Origin of the sequence: Brevundimonas sp. (assembly GCF_013823285.1) — a bacterium.
In the GTDB taxonomy this organism is placed as follows: Bacteria; Pseudomonadota; Alphaproteobacteria; order Caulobacterales; family Caulobacteraceae; genus Brevundimonas.
The window spans coordinates 1-11,122 of sequence record NZ_PNLV01000083.1; the positions used below are offsets into that span (position 1 = coordinate 1).

An 11,122-nucleotide genomic window follows, 5' to 3' on the forward strand; every position below is an offset into this window, starting at 1 on the left:
CAGCGGGATGAAACAGGCCGTCGCGAGACGTCCAAGCCTTTTTCCACAAGGCGTTGGCTTTCCGAAATGCGGGATCAAGCCGCCGGATTCAGCCCTGATACAGCATGATCAGATTGCCGCAGCCGTCGTCGAGGGTGCAGCCGCGGGTGGGGCCCATGTCGGCGGGCGGGCTGCGGAATTCCACGCCCAGTCCCGTCAGTCGCGCGTATTCCGCGTCGATGTCGTCCACGGCGAAGGCGGTCCAGGGAATGCCCTGCTCGCGCATCCAGTCCTGGAATTTGCGGAACTCGGGCCGCTGGCCGCCCGGCTCGATGGACAGCTCCACCCCGTCCGGATCGGCGGGCGAGACCACGGTGAGCCAGCTGACCGGCCCCATGGGAATGTCGTGCTTCACCTGAAAGCCGAGCTTGTCCACATAGAAGGCGCGGCCCCTGGCCTGATCGTCCACGGCGACGCTGGTGAGCTTGATACTGATCATGCGGTTCTCTTGCGGCGATAGGCAGCGACGTACATGTCGATCCACTGGCCGTTCTCGTCCTGATAAGCGCCGCGCTGGAGGCGTTCGTCGTCGCTGATGATCTCGTAGGTGTCGCGATAGGCCTGGAGGCGGTCAGAACCGTCGAAGGCGGGGCCTTCGCTCATCAGGTAGAGGCTGCGCCCGTCGCTGGACAGTTCGCCGTCATAGACCCACGGATGGGCCATCATGTCGCCAATCCACTGGCCCACGAACCGGCCCGTGGCGGGGTTGAAGCCGATGGCGCACAGGTAGCGGCCGCCGACCATCGTGCCCTCGCCCTCGGCCACGGCCCAGATGTCGCCCAGCATCCTGACCGTCTCGGTCCCTTCGGCGCGGGTCTCGCCCTCGCCGGACACATAGGTCCAGTCGCCGACGAGGCGGGCCAGCCAGCGATGCTCGTCGGTCGGTTCGATTGCTCCGGGGCCGTCAGTCATGGCGTGTCTCCTCTTAAGGGTTCCAGTCAGTCAGCAGGCAGGCGGGTGGTCACCGGCCGACCTCGGCGGCGTAGGCGTCCTTCAGGGCGGTCCAGCGGGGCCAGGACCAGGGGTGGGCCACGCCTTTGACCGCGTCCTCCAGCCCTTCCATGTGGTGATGCCAGCCGGACAGGGTGCGGGACAGGTCGCATTCCCAGCTCAGGGGCACGCGGTGGATCAGGGTCAGGTGCGTGCCGTCGCCGTCGGGCTCGAGCCGCCAGCTGACCACGGACTCCGGGTCGCCGAAGGTATGGTCGAACCGGGTGACGGGGCGCCAGACCAGCACCTCGTTATGCTGGGCGCGGCAGTCCTCAGTGTCGGGGAAGTCTTCGGTGGCGGGCTGGGTGAAGCGCAGGTCCATGCGGCCGCCGCCCTTGCCCTCGATGGCGGCCTCGGCCAGCCAGCATTTCAGGCCCTCCGGCGTGGTCAGGGCAGCCCAGACGCGCTCGGGACTGTGGCGCAGTCGGCGCTCGAAGCGCAGCTCCCAACCGCCTTCGATCTCGCGCCAGCGGCCCTGGTCGGCGCCGAGGCGCACAAGGGTGTCGGTCATTGGGGAAACTCCTTGTCCAGATAGGTCTCCAGCGCATCGAGGCGATTGGCCCAGAAGCGGCGATAGGGCTCCAGCCAGGCGTCGATCTCGGCCAAGGGCGCCGGGTTCAGGCTGTAGAGCCGCCGGTTGGCGTCCTTGCGCACGGTGACGAGGCCGGCCTCGCGCAGCACGGACAGGTGTTTCGACACCGTCGGCTGGCTGATGGGCAGGGCGTCCACGAAATCGCCGGCGGGACGTTCGCCGTCCGCCAGCATGGCCATGATGGCCAGGCGATGGGGTTCGCCGAGCGCCTGAAGAGCGGTGTGCATCATTGCGGCGTCCTGGCGTAAACGTCCGACTTGACCAGATGGACCATACCGCCCGGGGCGGCCACCCAGAAGCCGTCGAAGCCCTCGTGCAGGCGTTCTGCTTCATCGCAGCGGGTCACGCCCCTGTCCGCCAGATGACGTGCTGCGGCTGCGGTATCCGGAGTGCTGAGCTCCAGCCACAGTTCCGGCTGGGTCATGGCGGGACAGCGGTCCAGCCAGAGGGTCCAGGCGCCGAAGGCGACTTTCAAGGCTTCGCCGTCCTCGGTGACGGAAAGCCCGAGGGTGTCGGCGTAGAAGGCCCGCATCTGATCGAACAGATGCGAAGGGACCTTCATGGCGATATTGGTCCCGGGAGTGAACAAGGGGGTCATCGAGAGCCTGCCTGTATGCTGTCTAAATATTCTTATACAGCAATATAGCTAGATGTAAATATATTGAGCGCTTGCCCCCCGGCGGCGCTTGTCCCATGTGGCGGGGATGACGATTTCTCCCCTCAATCCCTGGGTTGCGCTGCTGATCGCGGGCCTGCTCGAGGTCGCCTGGGCGTCGGGCTTCAAATTCGTGAGCGTTCAGCGTCCGGTGACGTCGCTGGTTGTCGGCGTGACCATGATCGCCAGCTTCTGGTTCCTGTGGCTGGCGACCCAGAAGCTGCCCATCGGCACCGCCTATGCGATCTGGACCGGCATCGGCGCGGTGGGCGCGGCGGGGATCGGGATGCTGGTTTATGGCGAGCCGGCCACGACGCTGAGGATCCTGTGCATCCTGATGATCGTCAGCGGCATCGTTGGATTGAAGCTGTTCGCGGGGGTGCAGTGATGAGGTCGGGCGCCCAGGCTTTTCTGCCGTCATTCCCCGGCTTGACCGGGGAATCCAGATTCACGGAACGTCCCGCCGATCCTCACTCCTGCCTGAGTCTCTGGACCCTCCGGTCAAGCCGGAGGGTGACGGAAAGAGGGGGCCATGATGGTGACTGACTCCACACGCGCTCAAGCAGCGAGCGACCGCGTCGCGAGCGGTAGCGCCCAAAAAAAGGGCCGCGTTCTCATCATCGCCGGGTCGGACTCCGGCGGGGGCGCCGGGGTGCAGGGCGACATCAAGGCGGTGACCATGATGGGCGGGTTCGCGGCCACGGCGATCACGGCCCTGACCATCCAGAACACCCTGGGCGTCCACGGGGTGCATCCCGTGCCGCTGGAGGTGATCGCGGCCCAGGCGGACGCGGTGCTGGACGACATCGGGACCGACGCGGTCAAGACCGGCATGCTGGGCTCGGTGGAGGTGGTGCGCTGCGTGGCGGACATCCTCGACCGGGCGGGCGCGCCGACGGTGGTGGACCCGGTGATGATCGCCAAGGGGGGCTCGTCCCTGCTGGCCGAGGACGCGGTGGCCGCGGTGCGCGCGCTGATGGTGCCGCGTGCGGCGTTGCTGACGCCCAATGCGCCGGAGGCTGAGGCCCTGACGGGGATCGAGGTCGCCGATCTGGACGGTCAGCGGCGGGCGGGCGAGGCGCTGCTGAAGATGGGCGCGGGGGCCGTGCTGATGAAGGGCGGCCATGTGCCGGGCGAGACGGTGGTGGACCTGCTGATGACCCCGCGCGGCGAGACCCTGCTGGAGGGGCCGCGCATCGAGACGCGGCACACCCACGGGACGGGCTGCACCCTGGCCAGCGCGTGCGCGGCGGGGATCGCCAAGGGTCTGCCGCTGGAGCAGGCGGTGGCCGAGGCCTGGGCCTATGTGGCCGAGGCCATCCGGCAAGCGCCGGGGCTGGGCGGCGGCCACGGGCCGCTGGACCACGGCTGGCCGCTGCGATGAGTGATCTGGAAGATCGGCTGAAGGCCATCGTGCGGGCCGAGCCCGGCCTGATGCAGGTGCTGACCACGGTGCGCGGGCTGGGGCTGAACGACTGGCGGATCTTTTCGGGCGCGGTCTATCAGAACGTCTGGAACGCGGTGACGGGCCGGGCGCCGGGATACGGCATCAAGGATTACGACCTGGGCTATTTCGATCCCGACACCTCGTGGGACGCCGAGGATGCGGTGATCCGCAAGGTGGCCGTGGCGTTCGCGCCGCCGCTGCGCGAGATGGTCGAGGTCCGCAATCAGGCGCGGGTGCATCTGTGGTTCGAGGGCAAGTTCGGCGAGCCCTATGCGGCCCTGACCGGCACGGACGAGGCGCTGGGACGCTTTGTGGCGCCGGCGTTCGCGGTGGGGGTGCGGCTGGAGCCGGACGGAGAGGTCAGCGTGGCCGCGCCGTTCGGGCTGGAGGACGTGTTCGACATGGTGCTGCGGCCCAATCCGGACCGGCCGAAGGCGAAGGGGTGGGCGAAGGCGGTCGAGAACGCCCGCGCGCGCTGGCCCGAAATCCGCGTGATAGGCTCCTGAAAGGCCAAAGGGCGCGGCCCTTTCGGACCGCGCCCTGCGACGGCGGGAGAGAGATCGATCAGCGACGGTAGCGTGCGCGCTGGACGTAGCGGTCGATGGACCGGTCGAGATCCTGATAGCGGCGCTCCAGGTCATGACGCTCGCGGAGGGTCATGCGCGGGCCGTACTGACGCTCGAGGTGCACCAGACGATCGATGCCGCGCTGGAAATCACGGGCCTTGCTGGTGCTCATGACACGGGCGCGGTGGGCGAAAGCCAGGTTGCGCTCAAGATGGCGGACCCGCACAGCCATGGGCGGACCGGCGTGCTGCTGGCCATAGGCGGGACCGCCGCGAGGCGGGCCGTAATGCTGGGCGGCGGCCGGAACCGCGACGGAAATCGCCGCGACGGCCATGACGGGCAAAAGAAACGTCTTCATCATGATGTCTTCCTCGCTTTGGTTCGGCCGACCCGGTGATCGGGGCGGTGATGAGGATTGCAGAAGACCATGCGCCGCCTGAGCCTGACCTGAACGGCGTGGTTCAGTCGGCATTCACCTTCCTGAACCGGCGCGAAGCCTCTATGGTTCTCATGAAGCGACCGATGAAAGCGCCGGTCATGACCCGTTTCTCACGCCTCTGTTCAGACGCCGTTCAGAGGCGCCGCCGTAAACCGCTCTGCATGAACCGTATTCGCATCCTTCTTCTGGCCGGGCTGATCGCCGCCGCTCCCATGGCGGAAGCGTCCGCCCGTGCGCTTGAGGTCCAGGCGCGCGACCCGCTGATGGGTTCGTTCCGTCAGGACCGGGCCCGTGAGGAATCCCGCGAGGGCCGCCGGCTCAGCGCCAGCGAGGTCGCGCGCTCCGTCTCCCGGGGCCGCGAGGGCCGCATGCTGGGCATCAATGAACGCAACATGGGCGGCCGGCCCGTCTATGTGGTGCGCTGGGAATATCCGGGCGGGCGCGTGGCCGACATCACGGTGGACGCCCGCACCGGCGCCGTGATCGGAGAACGCTGATGAGAGTGCTGCTTGTCGAGGACGACGCCGACCTGTCGCGCCAGCTGAAGACCGCCCTGGGCGACGCCGGCTATGCGGTGGACCACGCCCCGGACGGCGAAGAAGCCCACTTCCTGGGCGACACCGAACCCTATGACGTGGTGGTGCTGGACCTGGGATTGCCGAAAGTGGACGGCGTGTCGGTGCTGGAGCGCTGGCGCCGGGACGGCAAGACCACGCCGGTCCTGATCCTGACCGCGCGCGGCGCCTGGTCCGACAAGGTGTCGGGTTTCGACGCCGGGGCCGACGACTATCTGACCAAGCCGTTCCACACCGAGGAGCTGCTGGCCCGGCTGCGCGCCCTGCTGCGGCGCTCGGCGGGGCATGCGACCTCGACCCTGGAATGCGGCGCCCTGCGCCTGGATCCGCGCGCGGCGCGGGCCAGCGTAGACGGGGAGCCCCTGCGGCTGACCTCGCTGGAATACCGGCTGCTGCACTATCTGATGATGCATCAGGGCCGGGTCATCAGCCGCACCGAGCTGGTCGAGCACCTGTATGACCAGGACTTCGACCGCGACTCCAACACCATCGAGGTGTTTGTGGGCCGCCTGAGGAAGAAGATCGGCGCGGACCGGATCGAGACCGTGCGCGGCCTGGGCTATCGCCTGACCCCGCTGGCCGGGGAATCCGAGGCCGCGTGAAGCAGGATCTGGGGCGCTATCTGGGTCGTCCCGGCCGGTCCCTGACCCGCCGGCTGATCTGGCTGGCCTCCGCCTGGATCGTGGCGGCCCTGCTGGTCACCGGGGTGGTGCTGACCTCCCAGTTCCAGGAATCGGGTCTGCGGCGCCTCGGGGGCGTGCTCAACAGCACCATAGACCAGCTGGTCCGGGCCGCATCCGTGCAGGGCGGTCGGGTGATCGTTCCCCAGATCAACAATCAACAGACGCTGGACCTGCTGTCCGGAAATTACTGGGCCGTGGCCGAGCGCGACGCGGACGGCCAGTTGATCGTCGTGGCGCGCTCCACCTCGCTGTGGGACAGCGACATGCCCATTCCCGCAAGTCTGCCCGACCGGCTGGCGGCGTCGGCGGGCGCGACGATCTCCTACAACGCGGTCGGGCCCAACAATGAGGAGCCCCTTCGGGTGGCGGCCAGCCAGAAGCAGCTTCCTGGCCATGCTGAACCGGTGGTGTTCATAGCCGCCATCAACCGATCGAACATTGACGCGGACACGCGCCAGTTCGCCACCTTCACCTGGATCGCCCTGGCCCTGCTGGGAGCGGGTCTGGTGGGGGCGGTGTTTTTCCAGGTGCGGATCGGTCTGCGCCCCCTGTACGAGCTGGGCCAGGAGATCGGCGACGTGCGCAAGGGCCGCGCGACCCGCATCAGCCCGGACTATCCAGTCGAGATCGCGCCCCTGGCCGAACAGCTGAACAAGCTGCTGGATCACAATCAGGAAGTGGTGGAGCGCCAGCGCACCCATGTGGGCAACCTGGCCCATGCGCTGAAGACGCCCCTGTCGGTGATGCTGGCCGAGACCGAGGGCCAGGCCGGCGCCCTGCCCGAGATCGTGCGCCGTCAGTCCGAGATCATGCGCGGCCAGGTGGACCACCATCTGCGTCGGGCCCGCGCCGCCGCCCGGGCGCAGGGCTCGGGCGAGCGCACCGCCGTGGCCGAGGTGCTGGACGAGATGGCGGTGATGCTGGAGCGGGTGTTCCAGTCCAAGGGGGTGGAGATCGACTGGCGCGCGCCGGACGAGCTGCTGTTCCGCGGCGAACGGCAGGACCTTCAGGAAATGGTGGGGAACCTGCTGGAGAACGCCTGCATCTGGTCCGAGCGACGGGTGAAGGTGTCCGCGGGCGCCACAGGGCTGGGGCGTCTTCTGCTGGTGATCGAGGATGACGGGCCGGGACTGCCCGAGGATCGCCGGGACGAGGTCATGAAGCGCGGCGCGCGGCTTGATGAGGATGTGCCCGGCACAGGCCTGGGCCTCAGCATCGTCGATGAACTGACCAAGGCCTATGAGGGCCGCCTGACGCTGGGCGACAGCGACATGGGCGGACTCAAGGCCATGCTGGAGCTGCCTGCGGCCGAATCCTGAGCCGTCCGGTCGTGGTTTATGCGTTTCGTTAAGCGGCCATGACCCATGATGGTCCCGAATGAGACGCCGGGGAGCAGGGACCACATGACGGAGCTTTCCGTCGCCAGTCAGAATGCGATCAGCGCAATGCTGGAAATGGCGCCGGATTCCGCCCTGGCGAAGCTGTCGGTCGCCCTGCGCACGACCCCCGGGGCCAAGGCGGACTGGATCCGGCGCCGGACGGTGGCCGAAATCTCCGCCCGGCGCATGCGCACCATCGCCTTCGGCCCCCTGATCGCCCTGTTCCGCAAGCGCGTGGACGGGGTGCGGGGCCTGAGCTTTCCCGCGCCGATCCTGAACGGGCTGTGGCGACGGGTCTGCGAACGACAGGCCCTGCTGCTGGCCCAGGCCGAGGACATGACGGTGGGCGGAGGCGAGATCGATCCGCGCCTGCTGGATCAGCTGTGCCTGAGCGCCGCCGCGATCCTGCGCGACCAGCCGGCCCTTGTGTGGCCGGGCCTGGATCCCCGGACAGCCGGGCATGTGGCCGCCTGTTTCGATCTGGCGCCCCTGGCCCGGGCGGCCATGCCCATGCTGGACATGTGGACCGGGCGCGCGGACGCAGACAGCGAGGCCTCGCTTCGCCTGATGATGCGTGACGCCGTCCGCATCCGCGAGGACGCAGCGCCCCTGATGCTGGAGATCCTGTTCGCCAACATCGAGGACGCCGCGCTGATCCTGCGGGTCATCAGCCGCGTCTCCGGCGCGGGAGGCGAGGAGCGCTTCCTGGCGGATTCCGAACTGGCCGACTTCGGCGAGCGGCTGTTCGAGCGGGTCGAGGCGGCGGCGGAGACGCTGAACGAATTCCATCCGGGGCGCGACGATGTCGAAACGGCGCGCCAGGTCGCGCTTCGTCTGGAGCGGGCGGCCGGGATGATGGCCCAGATGGAGCTGTCGCTGGCCTTTACGCCGGACGGGGCCTGGGGCGCCCGGTTCCATGAACTGAAACTGCGCATGGGACGCGCGCTCGACGGTCTGCTGGGACTATGCCCGCGCATGGTGGACAAGGCCCTGCCCATGGAGCGGGTGCGCATCCACGGGGCCATGAGCCGCATGGCGCCGGTGATGGACGCCCGCACCGACGGGCCGCTGGTGGAGCAGGCACGCTCGGCCATGCAGATGCTGAACGCCTCGAAGGCGGCGGCGGGGGTGCTGGGCTGCGCCGGTCAGAGGGCGCAGCTGTGCGAAACCCTGGAGAAACGCCTGACCCAGTATGGCGACGAACTGATCGAGGCCCTCAACGCGGGCGAAGGCCCGGACGAGGATCACATGGCCCGCCTGGCCGCGCTTTGCGCCGGCTTTCTGGAGCAGGCGGACGCCGAGGTTCCGGCCAGAACCCTGCGCCGGCGGCTGGCCGCGGCCCAGGGTGCGACAGCGGCGCCCTCGCCACAGATGGCCTGATCGCCTAAACGGCTTCCATGTGGATGTTCTGGCTTGCTGCGGGCATGGCCGCGACCCTTGCGGGGATCGTGGTGCTGTGGCGTGCGCGGGGGACGGGTTTCGCGGCCAGCGGGTCGCCGGACGCCCGTCAGATCGCCGAACTGGACGCCCTGCATGGGCGCGGCCTGCTGGACGACGACGCCTGGCGCGTGGCGCGGGCGGAGGCCGGCCGCCGTTTTCTGGCCAGCGAGGATGACGCCGGGCCCGCGCCGCCGGATCTGTCGCAGGGACGCTGGGTGCTGTCGGGACTGCTGGCCACGGCCCTCATGGCCCTGGGCATCTACTGGTTCACAGGCGCGCCGGGCATGCCGGATCAGCCCCGCGAGGCCCGGGTCGAACGCTGGGCCGGCGCGCTGGACACCCTGGACGCGCCGCGCCTCGCCGCCGTGGCCGAGGTCGTGGCGCGAGACAATCCGGGCGACCGGGAGGCGCAGGTGTTCCTGGGCCGCGCGCGGTTCGAGGCGGGCGACCCCATCGCCGCCGCCACAGCGTTCCGCCGCGCCCTGACGCTGGACGCCGAGGACCCGGTCAGCTGGTCGCGGCTGGGCGAGGCCTTGACCGCGGCCCAGCAGGGGGTGGTGGGCGGTGACGCCGAGGCCGCCTTCCGCGAGGCGCTGCGCCGCGACCCGAGCGCCCAGGCCGCCCGCTATTTTCTGGGCCGCGCCGCCCTGGCCCGGGGCGAGGCGGACGCCGCACGCGCCCTGTGGGCGCCGCTGCTGACCGAATTGCCGCCGGGCGATCCGCGCCGGACCCAGTTGCAGGGCGATCTGGCGGCCGTGGAGGGCGGCGCGTGAGCTGGTTGCCCCGCTCGCCCAAGGCGCGCCGCCGCCTGTGGATCATCGCCGCCGTGACCCCGGTGCTGCTGCTGGCCGTGGGCCTGTCGCTGTGGGCCATGCGAGACAGCGTGACCTTCTTCTACAGTCCCTCCGAGATCACCGAGGAGGCCGCGCCCGCGGGCCGCATGATCCGGCTGGGCGGGCTGGTGCTGCCCGGCAGCGTCGAACAGGGGGCGGACGGATCGGTGGCCTTTTCCGTGACCGACAACGCGGCGGACGCCCGCATCGTGTTCCAGGGGGACCTGCCCGATCTGTTCCGCGAGGGGCAGGGCATCGTGGCGCAAGGGGCGTTCGACGAGGCGCGGGTGTTTCACGCCACGCAGGTGCTGGCCAAACACGACGAGACCTACATGCCGCGCGAGGTGGCTGACCGCCTCAGGGAAACCGGCGAGTGGCGCGGCGGCGATGAGCCCGCGCCCTCCAATGCAGCCTATGTGACAGAATGATCGCGGAGTTCGGCGCCTTCGCCCTGGCCCTGGCCCTGGCCCTCGCCCTGCTGCAGGCGGCGGCGTCCGGCGCGGGCCGTCTGCTGCGCTCGCCGGTTCTGGCCGGGGCGGGGCAGGGGGCCGCGTTCGCCTCGACGGGCGCGGTGGCGGTGGCTTTCGGCGCCCTGATCTGGGCCTTCGTGGTGTCGGACTTCTCGGTCAGCAACGTGGCCCTGAACAGCCATACGGCCAAGCCGCTGTTCTATCGGGTTGCGGGGGCCTGGGGCAGCCACGAGGGCTCGCTGCTGCTGTGGTGTCTGGTCATGACGGCCTTCGGCGCCGTGCTGGCGCTGGGACGCGGCCTGCCGTTCGGGCTGAAGACCTCCGCGGTGGCGGTGCAGGGGGGGCTGAACGCCCTGTTCCTGGCCTTCACGGTGTTCACCTCCAACGCCTTCACGCGTCTGGATCCGGCGCCGGTGCAGGGCGCCTCGCTCAACCCGCTGCTGCAGGACCCGGCGCTGGCGATCCATCCGCCCATGCTCTACCTGGGCTACGTCGGGTTCTCGGTGTGCTTCTCGCTGGCGGTGGCGGCCCTGATCGAGGGACGGGTCGATCCGGCGTGGGGGCGGTGGGTGCGGCCCTGGGCGCTGGCGTCCTGGGTCTTCCTGACCATCGGCATCGCCCTGGGGTCGTTCTGGGCCTATTACGAGCTGGGCTGGGGCGGCTGGTGGTTCTGGGACCCGGTGGAGAACGCCTCGTTCCTGCCGTGGCTGGCGGGGGCGGCCCTGCTGCACTCGGCCATCGTGACGGAGAAGCGCGGGGCGCTGGCGGGCTGGACCGTGTTCCTGGCCCTGATGGCTTTCACCTTCTCCATGCTGGGCGCCTTCCTTGTGCGCTCGGGGGTGCTGACCTCGGTGCATGCGTTCGCGGTGGACCCGGAGCGGGGGATGCTGCTGCTGGCCATCCTCGGCGTGGCGGCGGGCGCGGCCTTCGCCCTGTTCGCCTGGCGCGCGCCGGGCCTGCCGAAGGGCGGAGTATTCGCACCGGTCAGCCGCGAGAGCAGCCTGGTGCTCAATA

General features: G+C 69.5%; 16 protein-coding genes. 10 read left to right on the top strand and 6 right to left on the bottom strand.

What is annotated here, in order from left to right:
* Nucleotides 1-88: 88 nt before the first annotated feature.
* Genes C0461_RS11175 through C0461_RS11195 form a run of 5 tightly spaced genes read right to left on the bottom strand, consistent with a single transcriptional unit; the run spans nucleotide 89 to nucleotide 2,219 of the window.
* Nucleotides 89-478, bottom strand: coding sequence for a VOC family protein (locus C0461_RS11175; protein WP_292106903.1), 390 nt, complete (start codon nucleotides 476-478; stop codon nucleotides 89-91).
* The gene (locus C0461_RS11180; RefSeq protein WP_292106905.1) at nucleotides 475-951 is read right to left on the bottom strand and encodes a DUF1579 domain-containing protein; all 477 of its coding nucleotides are present in this window, start codon (nucleotides 949-951) and stop codon (nucleotides 475-477) included. The genes C0461_RS11175 and C0461_RS11180 overlap by 4 nt, the downstream gene beginning before the upstream one ends.
* A gap of 49 nt (nucleotides 952-1,000) precedes the next feature.
* Complete coding sequence (locus tag C0461_RS11185; RefSeq protein WP_292106907.1) at nucleotides 1,001-1,540, bottom strand: SRPBCC family protein; 540 nt, start codon at nucleotides 1,538-1,540, stop codon at nucleotides 1,001-1,003.
* Nucleotides 1,537-1,851: a metalloregulator ArsR/SmtB family transcription factor gene (locus C0461_RS11190; protein WP_292106909.1), complete on the bottom strand. Its 315-nt coding sequence runs from the start codon at nucleotides 1,849-1,851 to the stop codon at nucleotides 1,537-1,539. The genes C0461_RS11185 and C0461_RS11190 overlap by 4 nt, the downstream gene beginning before the upstream one ends.
* A complete protein-coding gene (locus C0461_RS11195; protein ID WP_292106911.1) occupies nucleotides 1,848-2,219 on the bottom strand; it encodes a VOC family protein in 372 nt (123 codons plus the stop codon). The genes C0461_RS11190 and C0461_RS11195 overlap by 4 nt, the downstream gene beginning before the upstream one ends.
* 106 nt (nucleotides 2,220-2,325) lie before the next feature.
* On the opposite strand from C0461_RS11195, the gene C0461_RS11200 reads away from it, so the two are divergent.
* The 3 genes from C0461_RS11200 (at nucleotide 2,326) to C0461_RS11210 (ending at nucleotide 4,229) form a co-directional block, all read left to right on the top strand.
* On the top strand, nucleotides 2,326-2,664 hold the full coding sequence (locus C0461_RS11200) for a multidrug efflux SMR transporter (RefSeq protein WP_292106914.1): 339 nt from the start codon (nucleotides 2,326-2,328) through the stop codon (nucleotides 2,662-2,664).
* Nucleotides 2,665-2,808: 144 nt separating this feature from the next.
* Nucleotides 2,809-3,660, top strand: a complete 852-nt coding sequence (gene thiD, locus C0461_RS11205; protein ID WP_292106917.1) for a bifunctional hydroxymethylpyrimidine kinase/phosphomethylpyrimidine kinase — start codon at nucleotides 2,809-2,811, stop codon at nucleotides 3,658-3,660.
* Nucleotides 3,657-4,229: a nucleotidyltransferase family protein gene (locus tag C0461_RS11210; RefSeq protein WP_292106920.1), complete on the top strand. Its 573-nt coding sequence runs from the start codon at nucleotides 3,657-3,659 to the stop codon at nucleotides 4,227-4,229. Before thiD ends, C0461_RS11210 begins: the two co-directional genes overlap by 4 nt.
* 58 nt (nucleotides 4,230-4,287) lie before the next feature.
* Here the strand turns inward: C0461_RS11210 and C0461_RS11215 are convergent, their stop codons facing one another.
* Nucleotides 4,288-4,650, bottom strand: coding sequence for a hypothetical protein (locus C0461_RS11215; RefSeq protein WP_292106922.1), 363 nt, complete (start codon nucleotides 4,648-4,650; stop codon nucleotides 4,288-4,290).
* 239 nt (nucleotides 4,651-4,889) lie between these two features.
* On the opposite strand from C0461_RS11215, the gene C0461_RS11220 reads away from it, so the two are divergent.
* From C0461_RS11220 to ccsA, 7 genes are all read left to right on the top strand, one after another.
* On the top strand, nucleotides 4,890-5,225 hold the full coding sequence (locus C0461_RS11220) for a PepSY domain-containing protein (protein WP_292106924.1): 336 nt from the start codon (nucleotides 4,890-4,892) through the stop codon (nucleotides 5,223-5,225).
* A complete protein-coding gene (locus C0461_RS11225) occupies nucleotides 5,225-5,905 on the top strand; it encodes a response regulator transcription factor (protein ID WP_292106926.1) in 681 nt (226 codons plus the stop codon). The genes C0461_RS11220 and C0461_RS11225 overlap by 1 nt, the downstream gene beginning before the upstream one ends.
* Nucleotides 5,902-7,305, top strand: a complete 1,404-nt coding sequence (locus C0461_RS11230; RefSeq protein ID WP_363378376.1) for a sensor histidine kinase — start codon at nucleotides 5,902-5,904, stop codon at nucleotides 7,303-7,305. The genes C0461_RS11225 and C0461_RS11230 overlap by 4 nt, the downstream gene beginning before the upstream one ends.
* An 84-nt stretch (nucleotides 7,306-7,389) precedes the next feature.
* Nucleotides 7,390-8,745, top strand: a complete 1,356-nt coding sequence (locus C0461_RS11235; RefSeq protein ID WP_292106927.1) for a hypothetical protein — start codon at nucleotides 7,390-7,392, stop codon at nucleotides 8,743-8,745.
* A gap of 44 nt (nucleotides 8,746-8,789) precedes the next feature.
* Nucleotides 8,790-9,578: a c-type cytochrome biogenesis protein CcmI gene (gene ccmI / locus C0461_RS11240; RefSeq protein WP_292106930.1), complete on the top strand. Its 789-nt coding sequence runs from the start codon at nucleotides 8,790-8,792 to the stop codon at nucleotides 9,576-9,578.
* Nucleotides 9,575-10,066, top strand: coding sequence for a cytochrome c maturation protein CcmE (gene ccmE, locus C0461_RS11245; RefSeq protein WP_292106933.1), 492 nt, complete (start codon nucleotides 9,575-9,577; stop codon nucleotides 10,064-10,066). The genes ccmI and ccmE overlap by 4 nt, the downstream gene beginning before the upstream one ends.
* Nucleotides 10,063-11,122 (top strand): cytochrome c biogenesis protein CcsA (ccsA, locus tag C0461_RS11250; RefSeq protein ID WP_292106936.1); only part of this gene is annotated, 1,060 nt, incomplete at its 3' end. The genes ccmE and ccsA, both read left to right, overlap by 4 nt.

Coding starts and splice junctions, on each gene's coding strand:
- ccmI (WP_292106930.1), top strand. CDS start 8,790: ATGGCCGCGACCCTTGCGGGGATCGTGGTGCTGTGGCGTGCGCGGGGG.
- C0461_RS11195 (WP_292106911.1), bottom strand. CDS start 2,219: ATGACCCCCTTGTTCACTCCCGGGACCAATATCGCCATGAAGGTCCCT.
- C0461_RS11235 (WP_292106927.1), top strand. CDS start 7,390: ATGACGGAGCTTTCCGTCGCCAGTCAGAATGCGATCAGCGCAATGCTG.
- C0461_RS11215 (WP_292106922.1), bottom strand. CDS start 4,650: ATGATGAAGACGTTTCTTTTGCCCGTCATGGCCGTCGCGGCGATTTCC.
- C0461_RS11190 (WP_292106909.1), bottom strand. CDS start 1,851: ATGATGCACACCGCTCTTCAGGCGCTCGGCGAACCCCATCGCCTGGCC.
- C0461_RS11220 (WP_292106924.1), top strand. CDS start 4,890: ATGAACCGTATTCGCATCCTTCTTCTGGCCGGGCTGATCGCCGCCGCT.
- C0461_RS11185 (WP_292106907.1), bottom strand. CDS start 1,540: ATGACCGACACCCTTGTGCGCCTCGGCGCCGACCAGGGCCGCTGGCGC.
- C0461_RS11175 (WP_292106903.1), bottom strand. CDS start 478: ATGATCAGTATCAAGCTCACCAGCGTCGCCGTGGACGATCAGGCCAGG.
- C0461_RS11180 (WP_292106905.1), bottom strand. CDS start 951: ATGACTGACGGCCCCGGAGCAATCGAACCGACCGACGAGCATCGCTGG.
- thiD (WP_292106917.1), top strand. CDS start 2,809: ATGATGGTGACTGACTCCACACGCGCTCAAGCAGCGAGCGACCGCGTC.
- C0461_RS11225 (WP_292106926.1), top strand. CDS start 5,225: ATGAGAGTGCTGCTTGTCGAGGACGACGCCGACCTGTCGCGCCAGCTG.
- C0461_RS11200 (WP_292106914.1), top strand. CDS start 2,326: ATGACGATTTCTCCCCTCAATCCCTGGGTTGCGCTGCTGATCGCGGGC.
- C0461_RS11210 (WP_292106920.1), top strand. CDS start 3,657: ATGAGTGATCTGGAAGATCGGCTGAAGGCCATCGTGCGGGCCGAGCCC.